This is a genomic window from Flavobacterium glaciei, from assembly GCF_003350545.1.
In the GTDB taxonomy this organism is placed as follows: Bacteria; Bacteroidota; Bacteroidia; order Flavobacteriales; family Flavobacteriaceae; genus Flavobacterium; species Flavobacterium glaciei.
The window spans coordinates 251,330-264,481 of record NZ_QQBA01000003.1 but is presented as its reverse complement, the minus strand read 5'-3'; the positions used below and the strand labels follow the sequence as shown (position 1 = coordinate 264,481).

14 protein-coding genes are annotated in these 13,152 nt (G+C 34.0%); 5 read left to right on the top strand and 9 right to left on the bottom strand.

Annotation, left to right across the window (positions count from 1 at the left end; translation table 11 throughout):
* Nucleotides 1-42 precede the first annotated feature (42 nt).
* The 4 genes from dgt to DFR66_RS04620 form a co-directional block, all read right to left on the bottom strand.
* Entirely contained in the window at nucleotides 43-1,386 is a 1,344-nt protein-coding gene (dgt, locus tag DFR66_RS04635) for a dGTP triphosphohydrolase (RefSeq protein WP_114753710.1), read from the bottom strand.
* 280 nt (nucleotides 1,387-1,666) lie between these two features.
* Nucleotides 1,667-4,081: a ribonucleoside-diphosphate reductase subunit alpha gene (locus DFR66_RS04630; RefSeq protein ID WP_114753671.1), complete on the bottom strand. Its 2,415-nt coding sequence runs from the start codon at nucleotides 4,079-4,081 to the stop codon at nucleotides 1,667-1,669.
* 286 nt (nucleotides 4,082-4,367) lie between these two features.
* Nucleotides 4,368-5,345, bottom strand: coding sequence for a ribonucleotide-diphosphate reductase subunit beta (locus tag DFR66_RS04625; RefSeq protein WP_114753670.1), 978 nt, complete (start codon nucleotides 5,343-5,345; stop codon nucleotides 4,368-4,370).
* 265 nt (nucleotides 5,346-5,610) lie between these two features.
* Nucleotides 5,611-6,177, bottom strand: coding sequence for a DUF3109 family protein (locus DFR66_RS04620; protein WP_114753669.1), 567 nt, complete (start codon nucleotides 6,175-6,177; stop codon nucleotides 5,611-5,613).
* Between the two features lie 268 nt (nucleotides 6,178-6,445).
* Between DFR66_RS04620 and DFR66_RS04615 the strand changes: the two genes are divergently transcribed.
* The 3 genes from DFR66_RS04615 (at nucleotide 6,446) to DFR66_RS04605 (ending at nucleotide 7,942) form a co-directional block, all read left to right on the top strand.
* On the top strand, nucleotides 6,446-7,024 hold the full coding sequence (locus DFR66_RS04615; RefSeq protein ID WP_114753668.1) for a MarC family protein: 579 nt from the start codon (nucleotides 6,446-6,448) through the stop codon (nucleotides 7,022-7,024).
* A 106-nt stretch (nucleotides 7,025-7,130) separates the two neighbouring features.
* The gene (locus DFR66_RS04610; RefSeq protein ID WP_114753709.1) at nucleotides 7,131-7,334 is read left to right on the top strand and encodes a hypothetical protein; all 204 of its coding nucleotides are present in this window, start codon (nucleotides 7,131-7,133) and stop codon (nucleotides 7,332-7,334) included.
* Nucleotides 7,335-7,336: 2 nt separating this feature from the next.
* On the top strand, nucleotides 7,337-7,942 hold the full coding sequence (locus DFR66_RS04605) for an FAD-dependent oxidoreductase (protein WP_114753667.1): 606 nt from the start codon (nucleotides 7,337-7,339) through the stop codon (nucleotides 7,940-7,942).
* A gap of 29 nt (nucleotides 7,943-7,971) precedes the next feature.
* On the opposite strand, the gene DFR66_RS13845 is transcribed toward DFR66_RS04605, so the two are convergent.
* From DFR66_RS13845 to DFR66_RS04590, 4 genes are read right to left on the bottom strand one after another with little or no spacing between them, the layout of a single operon-like run.
* Nucleotides 7,972-8,145, bottom strand: coding sequence for a hypothetical protein (locus tag DFR66_RS13845; RefSeq protein WP_167400486.1), 174 nt, complete (start codon nucleotides 8,143-8,145; stop codon nucleotides 7,972-7,974).
* A 16-nt stretch (nucleotides 8,146-8,161) separates the two neighbouring features.
* Nucleotides 8,162-9,736, bottom strand: a complete 1,575-nt coding sequence (locus DFR66_RS04600) for a S41 family peptidase (protein WP_114753666.1) — start codon at nucleotides 9,734-9,736, stop codon at nucleotides 8,162-8,164.
* Nucleotides 9,737-9,749: 13 nt separating this feature from the next.
* Nucleotides 9,750-10,181: a deoxycytidylate deaminase gene (locus DFR66_RS04595; RefSeq protein ID WP_114753665.1), complete on the bottom strand. Its 432-nt coding sequence runs from the start codon at nucleotides 10,179-10,181 to the stop codon at nucleotides 9,750-9,752.
* A 1-nt stretch (nucleotide 10,182) separates the two neighbouring features.
* On the bottom strand, nucleotides 10,183-10,776 hold the full coding sequence (locus tag DFR66_RS04590) for a HupE/UreJ family protein (protein WP_114753664.1): 594 nt from the start codon (nucleotides 10,774-10,776) through the stop codon (nucleotides 10,183-10,185).
* 178 nt (nucleotides 10,777-10,954) lie between these two features.
* On the opposite strand from DFR66_RS04590, the gene DFR66_RS04585 reads away from it, so the two are divergent.
* Nucleotides 10,955-11,386: a tellurite resistance TerB family protein gene (locus DFR66_RS04585; RefSeq protein ID WP_114753663.1), complete on the top strand. Its 432-nt coding sequence runs from the start codon at nucleotides 10,955-10,957 to the stop codon at nucleotides 11,384-11,386.
* Between the two features lie 59 nt (nucleotides 11,387-11,445).
* On the opposite strand, the gene fbp is transcribed toward DFR66_RS04585, so the two are convergent.
* Complete coding sequence (gene fbp, locus DFR66_RS04580) at nucleotides 11,446-12,465, bottom strand: class 1 fructose-bisphosphatase (protein WP_114753662.1); 1,020 nt, start codon at nucleotides 12,463-12,465, stop codon at nucleotides 11,446-11,448.
* A 170-nt stretch (nucleotides 12,466-12,635) separates the two neighbouring features.
* On the opposite strand from fbp, the gene DFR66_RS04575 reads away from it, so the two are divergent.
* Nucleotides 12,636-13,142: a GNAT family N-acetyltransferase gene (locus DFR66_RS04575; RefSeq protein ID WP_114753661.1), complete on the top strand. Its 507-nt coding sequence runs from the start codon at nucleotides 12,636-12,638 to the stop codon at nucleotides 13,140-13,142.
* The last annotated feature ends 10 nt before the right edge of the window (nucleotides 13,143-13,152 follow it).

Genomic DNA, 13,152 nt, shown 5'->3' with positions numbered 1-13,152 from the left:
TATTTATCATAAAATAAACGCACTTTTAAAAACTTCAAAAATTTAATTTTTTGAGGCTGTGATGGTTTTGTAGTACAATAATGCATTTCCATCAGTTAACAAGGAAATAAAATGACAAATATGTAACAGTCGTCCGTATAGATTATCTTTTTCTAAATGGTGTTTCTCAGGCAACATTTTCAGAATCAAAGTGTCGTAATTAGAAGCATTCCCGTTGTATTTATTATTGAAAGCCGTTATAAATTTATCCAACAACGTTTGAATAATCTGATAACCTACAATCTCTTTCTCGATGACTTCACGGCTTTGGTAAATATTATCTACGCTAATCTTGATAATATCATCCATCTGGGCTTTGTATTTACTTTTATCCATTATGGCATACGGAAATTTTCCGCTCAGAATCAAGGTTTCATTTTCGACAAATACTTTTACGGCATCGTTGATTAAACTACCAATTGCTAAAGCGCGTAAATAACTAATGCGATCTTCTTTAGTTTCTAAAGTTTTATATTTAGCAGTATCAATGCTATCTTTTACCAACTTAATCAAATATTCTAAAGCAAAATCTTCGGAAACTAATCCTAAATTGATTCCGTCTTCAAAATCAATAATGGTGTAACAAATATCATCGGCTGCTTCTACTAAATATGCCAAAGGATGTCTTTCGAAACCAATATCGCTTCCTGATTTATTTGGAATCAAACCCATGTCAGAAGCTACATCATGAAAAAAAGCTTTGTCCGTTTGAAAGAAACCATATTTTTTGTCGGCAATATCTTTGGTTGGTTTTTTAGGTAAACTTTCTTTAGGATACTTCATAAAAGCACCAAGAGTTGCATAGGAAATCCTGAGTCCTCCCTCTATTCCGGGACGGCTTGCAGTAAGTACCGAAAAACCATTGGCATTACCTTCAAAATCAATTAAATCCTGCCATTCTTTTGGCGTAAGCTGGTCTTTGTATTGTTGCCCTTTTCCAATGGAAAAATATTCTCCAATCGCTTTTTCACCAGAATGTCCAAAAGGTGGATTCCCAATATCATGAGCCAAAGATGCCGCAGCCACTATAGCCCCAAAATCATTCATGTGATAACCATGAACTTCTTTAAGATGTGGATATTTTTCGATGATTTTTTTCCCCACCAATCGACCTAAAGAACGACCCACAACCGAAACTTCTAAACTATGCGTTAATCGGGTATGTACAAAATCAGTTTTTGATAACGGAATAACTTGTGTTTTATCCTGTAAACTTCTAAAAGCGGCTGAGAAAATAATACGGTCATAATCCACCTCAAAACCCAAACGGGTATCGTCTTGCTCCACACGCAATCTTTTGCCTTTGTCTCCTTGTCGTCTTAGTGATAAAAGTTGTTCCCAGTTCATCATGGTATGATTTGCTTTTTTTGTTTTAGACAGCGAATATAAAGAAAAAGATTTCAGCAATGAAAAAAGCTGACACACCTTTGGTAGTATGTAACTTTGAAATTACTGCATCATATATCAATTACCACAATTTTAAAAATTTTATGTTTAAAATATTCCTGACTGCAACTTGACACAGCCATTAAGAAATAAAGATACCAATTGAACTCAAAAAAATAAACTGCAAAAAAAACAGCTATCAAAAATGATAGCTGTTTCTGTTTATAACATATTTTATTTACTAGCTCCCACACATTTCACATTCGTCTGGACCAGCATTTTTAGACAATTCTAGCATCGCTCTATATTCATCGGCAGTCATTTCTACTGCTTCTGCAACTGCAGGAACAGCGATTGATTGCTCTTTGATTTCGATAGGCTCTGCTTTTTTATCGTTGTTTAATGTAAATTTAATTGCATCCACCGCAGCTTTTGTTCTTAAATAGTACATTCCCGTTTTTAATCCGGATTGCCATGCGTAGAAGTGCATCGATGTCAATTTAGAATAATTGGCATTTTGCATGAACAAGTTCAATGATTGCGATTGATCCACAAAATATCCACGTTGACGTGACATATCGATAATGTCTTTCATAGACATTTCCCAAACCGTTTTGTACAATTCTTTCAAGTCTTGCGGAATATCAAGTCCTTGTACCGAACCGTTATTACGCATTAACTCTTGTTTCAGGGTTTCGTTCCACAAACCACGTTCTACTAAATCGTGTAACAAGTGCTTGTTTACCACAATAAATTCGCCCGAAAGAACTCTTCTGGTATAAATATTAGAAGTATATGGTTCGAATGCTTCGTTGTTACCCAAAATTTGTGAAGTCGAAGCTGTTGGCATTGGTGCTACTAACAATGAGTTTCTCACTCCATGTTCCATCACTTCTTTTCGTAATGAAGCCCAGTCCCAACGACCGGATAACTCTTCATCTTTCATTCCCCATAAATTGAACTGAAATTCACCTTGTGACATTGGCGAACCTTCAAAACTAGAATACGGTCCTTCTTCCTTTGCCATTTCCATAGATGCGGTTACGGCAGCAAAATATAAAGTTTCAAAAATTTCCTGATTCAGTTTTTTTGCTTCGTCACTCGTAAACGGCAAACGCAACATGATAAAAGCATCAGCTAATCCTTGCACTCCAAGACCTACTGGTCTGTGTCGGATGTTTGAATTTTCAGCTTCTTTTACTGGATAATAATTTCTGTCAATCACTTTATTTAAGTTTCTAGTTACACGTTTGGTAACAGTAAACAACAAGTCATGATTGAATTTTTTGTTTTCCACGAACATAGGCAACGAAAGAGATGCTAGGTTACAAACCGCGATTTCATCTTTGGATGTATATTCCATTATTTCCGTGCACAAGTTCGAAGAACGTATTGTACCTAGATTTTTTTGGTTTGATTTTCTGTTGGCTGCATCTTTGTACAACATGTAAGGCGTTCCGGTTTCAATTTGCGATTCTAGGATTTTCTCCCACAATTCATGCGCTTTGATGGTTTTTCTACCTTTACCTGCTTTTTCGTAATCCGTATACATTTTCTCGAAATCCTCGCCATATACATCATACAAACCTGGACATTCATTAGGACACATCAACGTCCAATAACTGTCTTCTTGCACCCTTTTCATGAATAAATCCGAAGTCCACATGGCAAAAAACAAATCTCTAGCACGCATCTCTTCTTTTCCGGTATTCTTTTTCAAGTCTAGGAATTCAAAGATATCAGCATGCCAAGTTTCGATATAAATAGCAAAACTTCCTTTACGTTTTCCTCCTCCTTGATCTACATAACGTGCAGTATCATTGAATACGCGTAACATCGGAACAATCCCGTTTGAGGTTCCGTTTGTTCCACGAATATAAGAACCAGTCGCTCTTACATTGTGAATAGAAAGCCCAATTCCACCCGCTGATTGCGAGATTTTAGCCGTTTGTTTCAACGTGTCATAAATCCCATCAATACTATCGTCTTGCATTGCCAAAAGGAAACAGCTTGACATTTGAGGTTTTGGAGTTCCGGCATTGAACAATGTAGGAGTTGCATGCGTAAAGAACTTTTTCGACATTAAGTCGTAGGTTTCAATCACCGATTTCAAATCATCTAAGTGAATTCCAACAGAAACACGCATCAACATGTGTTGCGGACGCTCCACGATTTTACCATTTATTTTTAGCAAATACGATCTTTCTAAGGTTTTAAAACCAAAATAATCGTAGTTGAAATCTCTGTTGTATATAATATGGGAATCTAAAAATTCCGCATTATCCATAATCACTTTATGCACTTCATCAGAAAGTAATGGTGCGTACTGGCCGTTTCTTGGATTTACATAATTGAACATATCATTCATCGTTTCAGAGAATGATTTTTTAGTATTTGAATGTAAATTTGAGATTGCAATACGAGCGGCTAATTGTGCATAATCCGGATGCGCAATGGTCATTGACGCAGCAGTTTCGGCAGCAAGATTATCCAACTCAGAAGTCGACACACCATCATAAAGCCCCTCAATTACGCGCATTGCCACCTTCACGGCATCAACTAAATCATTCAAACCATAGCATAGTTTTTTTATTCTATCCGTGATTTTGTCGAACATTACCGGCTCTTTGTGGCCATCTCTCTTAATTACATACATACTTTTGCTTGTTTTTTTAAAACAGAAAATCCCTTCACTGTTTTTCGTTATTTGTAAATTATACTGAATTTATTTCAGCATTTTTTTTGGAGCTATTCCAGCTATCCATTGCAATCTTTTTATTTTTTAAAGAAAAAAATAAAAAGGATTTTCATTACTATCTGGGCTAATCAGCATCTGAAACATAAATCATTAAGATTTAAAAAATCAAAATATTTCTTTAACATCAAGACATTTAGATAAATAAAAACTTAATAAACCTTAATTCCTTAATGGTTTAAAAAAATCAAAAATCAGCGTCAAAAGATATTTTTTGCGCATGCTCATCAGTATTCATAACACCTGCTTTTTGGTATTCCGCCACTTTCTTTTCAAAGAAGTTTGTTTTTCCTTGAAGCGAAATCATATCCATAAAATCAAAAGGGTTAGAAGTATTGTATTCTCGTTCGCAACCTAACTCAACCAATAATCTATCAGCAACAAATTCTAGATATTGTGTCATCAATACCGCATTCATTCCTATCAAACTTACTGGAAGCGACTCGGTAATGAATTCTCTTTCAATATTCAAAGCATCTACAATAATGCTTCTAATTCTTTCTTTTGGCACTTTATTCACCAAGTGGTGGTTGTGTAAATGCACTGCAAAATCACAGTGAACACCTTCGTCACGAGAAATCAATTCGTTAGAAAACGTTAATCCTGGCATTAAGCCACGTTTTTTCAACCAATAAATAGAACAGAATGCTCCCGAAAAGAAAATTCCTTCCACCGCCGCAAAAGCAATCAAACGTTCTGCAAACGAATCAGATTCTATCCATTTAAGTGCCCAGTCCGCTTTTTTCTTAATTGCAGGAAAAACTTCTAGAGCATTGAATAATTCATCTTTCTCAGCTTCATCTTTTACATAAGTATCGATTAACAACGAATAGGTTTCGCTATGAATATTTTCCATCATGATTTGGAACCCGTAAAAGAATTTTGCTTCTGCATATTGCACTTCGTTTACAAAATTTTCGGCTAAATTCTCATTTACAATCCCATCCGAAGCAGCAAAAAAAGCAAGTATGTGTTTTACAAAATAACGTTCATCATCAGAAAGTTTATTATTCCAGTCATTTAAATCTTGTGACAAATCGATTTCTTCAGCAGTCCAGAAACTGGCTTCCATACTTTTATAAAATTCCCAAATGTCATGGTGTTTGATAGGAAAAATCACGAAACGATTTTTATTTTCTTGTAAAATTGGTTCAAGTTGTGCCATTATAATAGTTTGTTTTTTTTGAGATTTTAACGAAATTTTATGCTTTCTGCGGATTACAAAGATTGTGAAATATTGCCGGAATTAAAAGTCAAACTTATTCACAATCAGCCATAGTTTTTAACAAACTAAAAAAAAACGAGGTGTTTTTCACTAGGATTTCAAATAATTGAAAATCAATGTTTTAAAATTTAAAAAAAGAGATGAAGCACCGTAAAATATAGGATTTTAAAAACAGCAAACAAGAAAATTTGCCTTTATTTTAGATTTATTTTTTGAGTTCTTGTGCGACTATTTCAAGCTCCGCATACCAGTCTTCCCCAAACTTTCTAACTAAAGCTTCTTTGACAAATTTATACACTGGAACTTCAAGTTCTTGACCTAAGGAACAGGCTGGATCACAAATATCCCATTTATCATAATTAACAGCTGCAAACTCTGTGAAATCTTTCACGCGAATGGGATACAAATGACAAGAAACAGGTTTTTTCCAGTCAATTATGCCTTGATTGTAAGCTTGCTCGATTCCACATAAAGCTGTTTTACCATCAAAAATTACATAAGCACAATCTTTATTATCAATCAACGGTGTTTCAAGATCTCCATCAGTTCCTATTGTCCAAGTTCCTTGCGCTTCGATTGCAGCAATTCCTTGTTTGCGCAAAAATGGTTTTACTTTAGGATAAATTTCTTCTAAAATCTTAGTTTCCTCAAGGCTCAATGGTGCTCCCGCATCGCCATCAACACAACAAGCTCCCTTACAGGCTGACAAATTGCAAACAAAATCTTTTTCGAGTATGTCTTCTGAGACGATGGTTTTTCCTAATTGAAACATTATTTTGGGGTACTGAAATTATAAAGCGCAAAGGTAGTTAAAGTAAATTGTAATATTTTAGATAAAAAACAACTTTAACTTTTTGAAAACCCAACGAATCAATGGATATTTTAACCATCTTAATACACTAATAATAAACAACATACATTTACACAAAGAAGAAATCATTTAAAACTATATCTCTAAAAAAATGCATCAGAATTATTGTAATAAAATATAATTTTAGTCAAAAATCTACCTAAAAGTTTAACTTTGCAAACAAAAAACTATGTTTGAAATCGATTTTAGAGAAATAATTACGGTTGGTATGGTTCTTTTTGCTGTAATTGATATTGTAGGAACAATTCCTATCATTGTTGACTTAAGATCAAAACACGGACACATCGAATCCGAAAAAGCTTCAATAGTAGCTGGAATTATTATGATAGTTTTCCTTTTTGTAGGAGAGGAATTATTGAATTTAATAGGGATTGATGTAAACTCTTTTGCAGTTGCCGGATCGTTTGTATTATTCTTTCTAGCACTAGAAATGATTTTAGGCATTCGAATTTATCGAGACGAAGAAGCGAGTTCCGCCTCTATTGTACCTTTGGCATTTCCACTGATAGCCGGAGCTGGTACTATGACCACTTTATTATCTTTACGTTCTCAATTCTCAACAATAAATATTGTTGTTGCAATAATTTTGAATATTATTCTGGTATATATCGTTTTAAAATCGTCTTCTAAAATCGAAAAAATACTAGGTGAAAATGGACTTGGCGTCATTAGAAAGACATTTGGGGTAGTACTCCTTGCAATCGCTGTTAAATTATTCGCTGCGAATGTTAAAGGTTTGTTTATCTAAAATAAATTTTCATAAATTTACCCCTAAGATAATTTTAAAAGATCATTTGGTTTGTGTTTCTAAGACAAAAAATCTGTTTCTTTTACATCAAAAACAAAAACGTATTATGAAAATTTTTACTAACATCTTGGTGTTTTTAGCAATAGCGCTAATCGTATTTAATGTTACTTTGTTGGATTTTAGAAATCCATTAAAAGGAGATAGCGTAGTTGCTTTTATTGGAATTGCCGCTTCTTTTTGTGCTGTTTTGATTCTTCTGATTTTTAAAATGTCAAAAAAAATTGAAGAAAAATCAAATGACCAGCTGTAATAGTGTTTGATGTACTCATAGTTGGTGGTGGTGCTTCCGGAATGTCATGCGCACTCATTTTAGGTTCTGCAAAAAACAAAGCTTTTGTTTTTGATAAGAAAATCGGAATTTTCACCCATCAAAAAACATCTTCTCTTCAAGAAGCCGTATTCAACAATGCTTACGGAATTCCTCCAGAAACATTAGGCGCTAATTTATTGAAGGAAAGCAACACGCATCTTTCAGAAACCTATCCGCACATTATACAAATACCCAGTGAAAAAGTACTGAAAATAGAGGGCAGTTTCCCTGAATTTACAGTAATTACTAACAAAACTAGCTACAAGGCTCGTATAATTGTGGTAGGAATTGGCTCAGCAAATACTTTTGCAATAGAAGGTTTACTGCAGTATGTAGAACCGCATCAAAAATCACTTCCCGAAAAACAAAGAATACAACTTAAGAATATTGACCACAAAGTTGCCGAAGGTATTTATGTCATAGGAACTTTAGCTGGCTGGAGAAGTCAACTGGCTATTGCTGCCGGAAGCGGTGCAGCTGTTGCAACAGACATTCTCACTTTATGGAATAACGGTATTCAAACTCATGCACACGATAGCATTAGATAAAAAAGTTGAATTAAACTTACAATTGTCCATCACTTTAGACTATTGATTACTTCAATAATAGAATCCTCATTCAATTCGACTTTCTTTAAAATCGATTTAATTTCTTCAAAATCTTTTTGTTTCAAACAATATTCAAAATCATTGGTAAGTCCTGCAACGTACAAACGTTCATTAACTGTCATCCCAAAAAACTTACTTAGCATATTGAACAAAAATTCATTATTTCTGATTTAAAACTTTTTTAATCATCGCATCTTCTTTCAATACAATCTCATAATAATAGCTTTCTCCATACAATTGTCGGGCAAATTCTGCATTCAAATATCTTTTTACCAAAGACTTACTTTTCCCAAAATTTAAATCCAACCCATTTTTGAAAATAAATTTTTGAAACAAATTAAAATACAAATCTGTTTGATTCATTTTAGTTTTGAATTCTTCAAAGTTTAGCCCTTTAAAAGCGCTCCTGTCTTTATCTAATTGTTCGAAAACAAAATTGCCCACGATACCAGATTGCAATAAATAAGCCGTGCTTTCATTTCCGTGCTCTACTTCTATAGGAACAAAGACATCGGGAACAATCCCGCCACCGCCGTATACAATTTTGCCTTTTTTTGTTTTGAATTGTAAGGTATCTAAAACCTTGATACTGTCTTTTTCAAACAATTCCCCGTTCCCAAAACGTGCTTCTGATTCTTTAAAATAAGCTTCATTTCCTTTAGAATACGGTTTTTGAATAGAGCGACCAGTTGGTGTATAATATCTTGCAATAGTCAATCGCACGGAGGAACCATCAGCAAAATCCATTTCTCGTTGCACTAATCCTTTTCCAAAAGAACGACGTCCCACAATAGTTCCTCTGTCATTATCTTGAATGGCGCCTGCAAGAATTTCACTAGCAGAAGCGCTATTTTCATTGATTAAAACAAATACGTTTCCGGTTTCAAAACTACCTTTTTTGGTTGCAAATGTCTTGTCTACATTTCCATTTTTATTCTTAGTAAAAACAATCAACTGCTTGTCTGTCAATAATTCATCGGCAATAGCAACTGCTTCTTCCATATAACCACCGCCATTATCACGTACATCAATTACTAGTGATTTTGCACCTTGTTGTTTGAGTTTAGTTATACCCAGCATAAACTCTCTATAGGTCGTTTCTGCAAATCTATTTATTTTTATGTAACCCGTTTTATTGCCTAAAAGCAATGCCACATCGACGCTCTTTAAGGGAATAACATCGCGTTTAATTTTTATTTTAAGCTTTTTTCTTTCTGACTTTCTGTAGATAGTCAATTCAATATCAGAACCTACTGTTCCTTTTAATTTAGAAAACAAACTGTCACTTGGTAATTTGCGCCCATACAATTTCGTTTTATCGGCATACAAAATTCTATCGCCAGCCTTTATTCCAGCTTTTGCCGAAGGGCCATTCTCAACTGGTTTTATAACCGCTACTGAATCGTTGTACATGTAAAAATTGACACCTATTCCTACGAAGTTTCCTTTCATACTTTCTACCACTTCCATTTGTTCGCTAGGTGGGATATATACGGAATGTGGGTCAAGTTGCGCCAGAATATTATCCACAGTAAGGTTTACAATGGAATCTGTACTAACATCATCCACGTATTCATTGTCAATAAAATCAATTAGTTTATTGAGTTTACTCCTAGAATTATTTCTATTTGAAAAATCTGCAGCATTAGGAAAATTCAACATTCCTCCCAGAACAACACCTAGTGCAAGTGTTGAGAAAATAATAATGGGCAAATATTTTACATTGTTTTTCATAAGAGGACAACAATTATTCTTCTAATACTGGGATATGTTCTACCTCTACGCCTGCTTTTATAAGGAACTGAATTCCTGAATCATCACGATAACCATTTTGATATACTACTCTTTTTATTCCAGATTGATGAATCAATTTGCTGCATTCCTTACAAGGCGAAAGTGTGATATACAAAGTCGCCCCTTCGCAGGATTGAGTCGAACGCGCCACTTTAAGAATCGCATTTGCTTCAGCATGTAAAACATCCCATCGCGTTAATCCTTCTTCGTCTTCACAGCAATTTTCAAAACCAGATGGTGTTCCATTGTATCCATCAGAGATTATCATACGATCGCGTACAATAATCGCACCAACCTGTTTACGTTTACAATATGATAATAAACCCCATTCTTTCGCAATTCTGAGATACGCTTTATCGTATTTATTTAATTTTTTTTCGTTCATTTTATCTTATCCAAATTTCACTTTCAACAATCATAGGAATAACTACCCCTATTATAAAGGCCGACATTACTAAAGTCCAATCACGTTTCGAAAATCTAAAAACGGTTTGAAAAACATACGATAATATCAACACCACAAAAACCACAACTATTTGTGCCGCTTCGATTCCTAATGCAAATTCTGATAGTGGTATTATTTTAGACACAGCATCGCCCCCAAGAATCGATTTAAAATAATTTGAAAAACCCAATCCATGTATGATTCCAAAGAAAAGCGTGATAAAAAATACCAAGTTTATACTTTCTTTTTTGCTTGATTTTCCCGCCGTAAAAAGATTAAACAAAGCCGTGATGAGTATCGTAATTGGAATTAGAAACTCGACCACATTTACTTTAATGACAATTATTTCAAAAACCGAAAGCATTAAAGCCATTGTGTGACCAATAGTAAAAAGAGTAACCAGAAGTACAACCCGTTTCCAATCCTTGAAAGAGAAAGGAATCGCAAGTGCTATTAAAAATAAAACATGATCGTACGCATGAATATCTAAAACGTGTTTTAATCCTATTTGAAAGTAAATCCAAAATTCTGACATGGCCAATGTATTATGTTGATAAAGGGGTTGTAAACTTACGATTAATTTTGAAAATGATTGATTTGATTACTTAAATTAATACAGTTCAAAAGCAATCAAATTCAAAAAAAAATTTAAAAAAATTAAAATCATTAATTTAAAAATAGATTTATCTTTGTAGGATAAAAAAACAATAATTATGTCATTTTCAGATTTATTTGATAGCGAATTCAAACAAAGAAATAAAGGTCATTTTTCAGCTATTGTTCGTGTAGCACTTTCTGACGATAAGTTTGCTCCGGAAGAGAAACTGTTTCTAGACAAACTGGCCGTTCGATTAGAAATTTCTCCAGCAGAATATGAAGAAATTTTAGAAAATCCTTTAAAATATCCAATTAACCCTCCTTATTTACATGAGCAAAGACTGGAGCGTTTGTTTGATTTAGCAAGAATGGTTCATGTAGATCATCAGTTAGGTGACAGCCAAGAATCATTACTAAGAAAAATTGGAGTAGCACTAGGCTTTAATGCTGAAAACGTGAACTACATTGTACACAAATCTCTTAAATTAGCAGATAAAGAAGTAGATTTAGATACTTTCCTTTTCGAAATGCAAAATATGAATAAGTAATTACAAAGCATACTAAAAAAGCTCCCAAAATCTGGGAGCTTTTTTTATAAATCTGAATTTTAGTATTTGCTTAATTTTGCTTTATACATAAATTCTTCTGCTTTTTCGACCATATTATAGCTTCCGCAAAAGAACGACACTCTTTCATGCAATTCTGTCGGTTCAATTTCCATGATTCTGTTAAATCCATCCGAAGCTTTTCCTCCGGCTTGTTCAGCAATAAAAGCTAACGGATTGCATTCGTACAACAATCGTAATTTCCCTTTTGGTGCTTTAGAACTCGTAGGGTATAAATAAATTCCGCCTTTAATCATATTTCTATGAATATCTGAGACTAAACTTCCAATATATCTTGAAGTATATGGTCTGTCACCTTCTTCTAACTGACAATATTTTATGTAATCTTTTACTCCTTGCGGAAAATGAACATAATTCCCTTCATTGATCGAATAAATATGACCGTCTGTTGGGAATTGCATTTTTGGATGTGATAAATAAAAGGTTCCAATAGCCGGATTAAGCGTAAATCCATTTACTCCATGTCCTGTAGTATACACTAACATTGTCGAGGTACCATAAATAACATATCCGGCCGCAACTTGATTGATTCCCGGCTGCAAAAAATCTTCAATGGTTACTGGAGTGCCTATAGGAGTAACTCTTCTATAAACCGAAAATATAGTTCCAACCGAAACATTTACATCGATATTTGATGAGCCATCAAGAGGATCCATCAAAACTACGTACTTGTTATTATGACTGTTATCACTACCTTCTACGGTGATAAAATCATCATTTTCTTCAGAGGCTATACCACATACTATTTCGCGATTGATTAAAGTTTGAATAAAAACCTCATTAGCATACACGTCCAGTTTTTGTTGATCTTCACCTTGTATATTTTGTTCTCCGGCAGCACCTACAATATCAACTAATCCTGCTTTGTTTACTTTATAATTGACCACTTTAGCGGCCAAACGGATGGAGTTAATAATTCGGGATAATTCGCCTGACGAATATTGAAAAGCATTTTGATTTTCAATGATAAATTCTCCTAGTGTTTTGTTGCGTTCTTCCATTACGAAATCGATGTAGTTAATTTGAAGTCACAAATATCGTTTTTTTTGTGAAAACAATTTGAATACTATTTATTTAGTTTGACAGTATTGTATATTTGCTGAATAAAACACAAAATAAATACGTAAAAGTGCTGTTTTATTGCGTTTTTGAATCATTAAAATAAAAATTTATGAATATAAGAAGAGGAAACCCGCAAGATATGCAAGCTGTTTTAGGTCTTATCCAAGAGTTGGCTGAATTTGAAAAGGAGCCAGATGCAGTTCTTGTAACTGTAGACGATTTAATTCGCGATGGTTTTGGCCCTGTTCCTCTATTTCATGTTTTTGTTGCCGAAGTGGAAGATGACTCGAGCGATAGCGAACAGGCGAAGCAAATCGTGGGTATCGCATTGTGGTATTACCGTTTTTCAACTTGGAAAGGAAAAACAATTCATTTAGAAGATTTAGTGGTAAAAGATAAAATGCGTGGAACCGGACTTGGATATGCTTTATATTCTGAAATTATAAAACAGGGTAAAAAAGATCAAGTTCGAAGAGTGGAATGGAATGTATTGGACTGGAATACTCCAGCAATAGATTTTTATGAAAAATCAGGCGCAAAAATACTTAGAGATTGGTATGTCGTACAAATGGATGAAATAGGAATCAACCATTTTGTGGAGAATAAATTGAAATAAATTAAAGAAT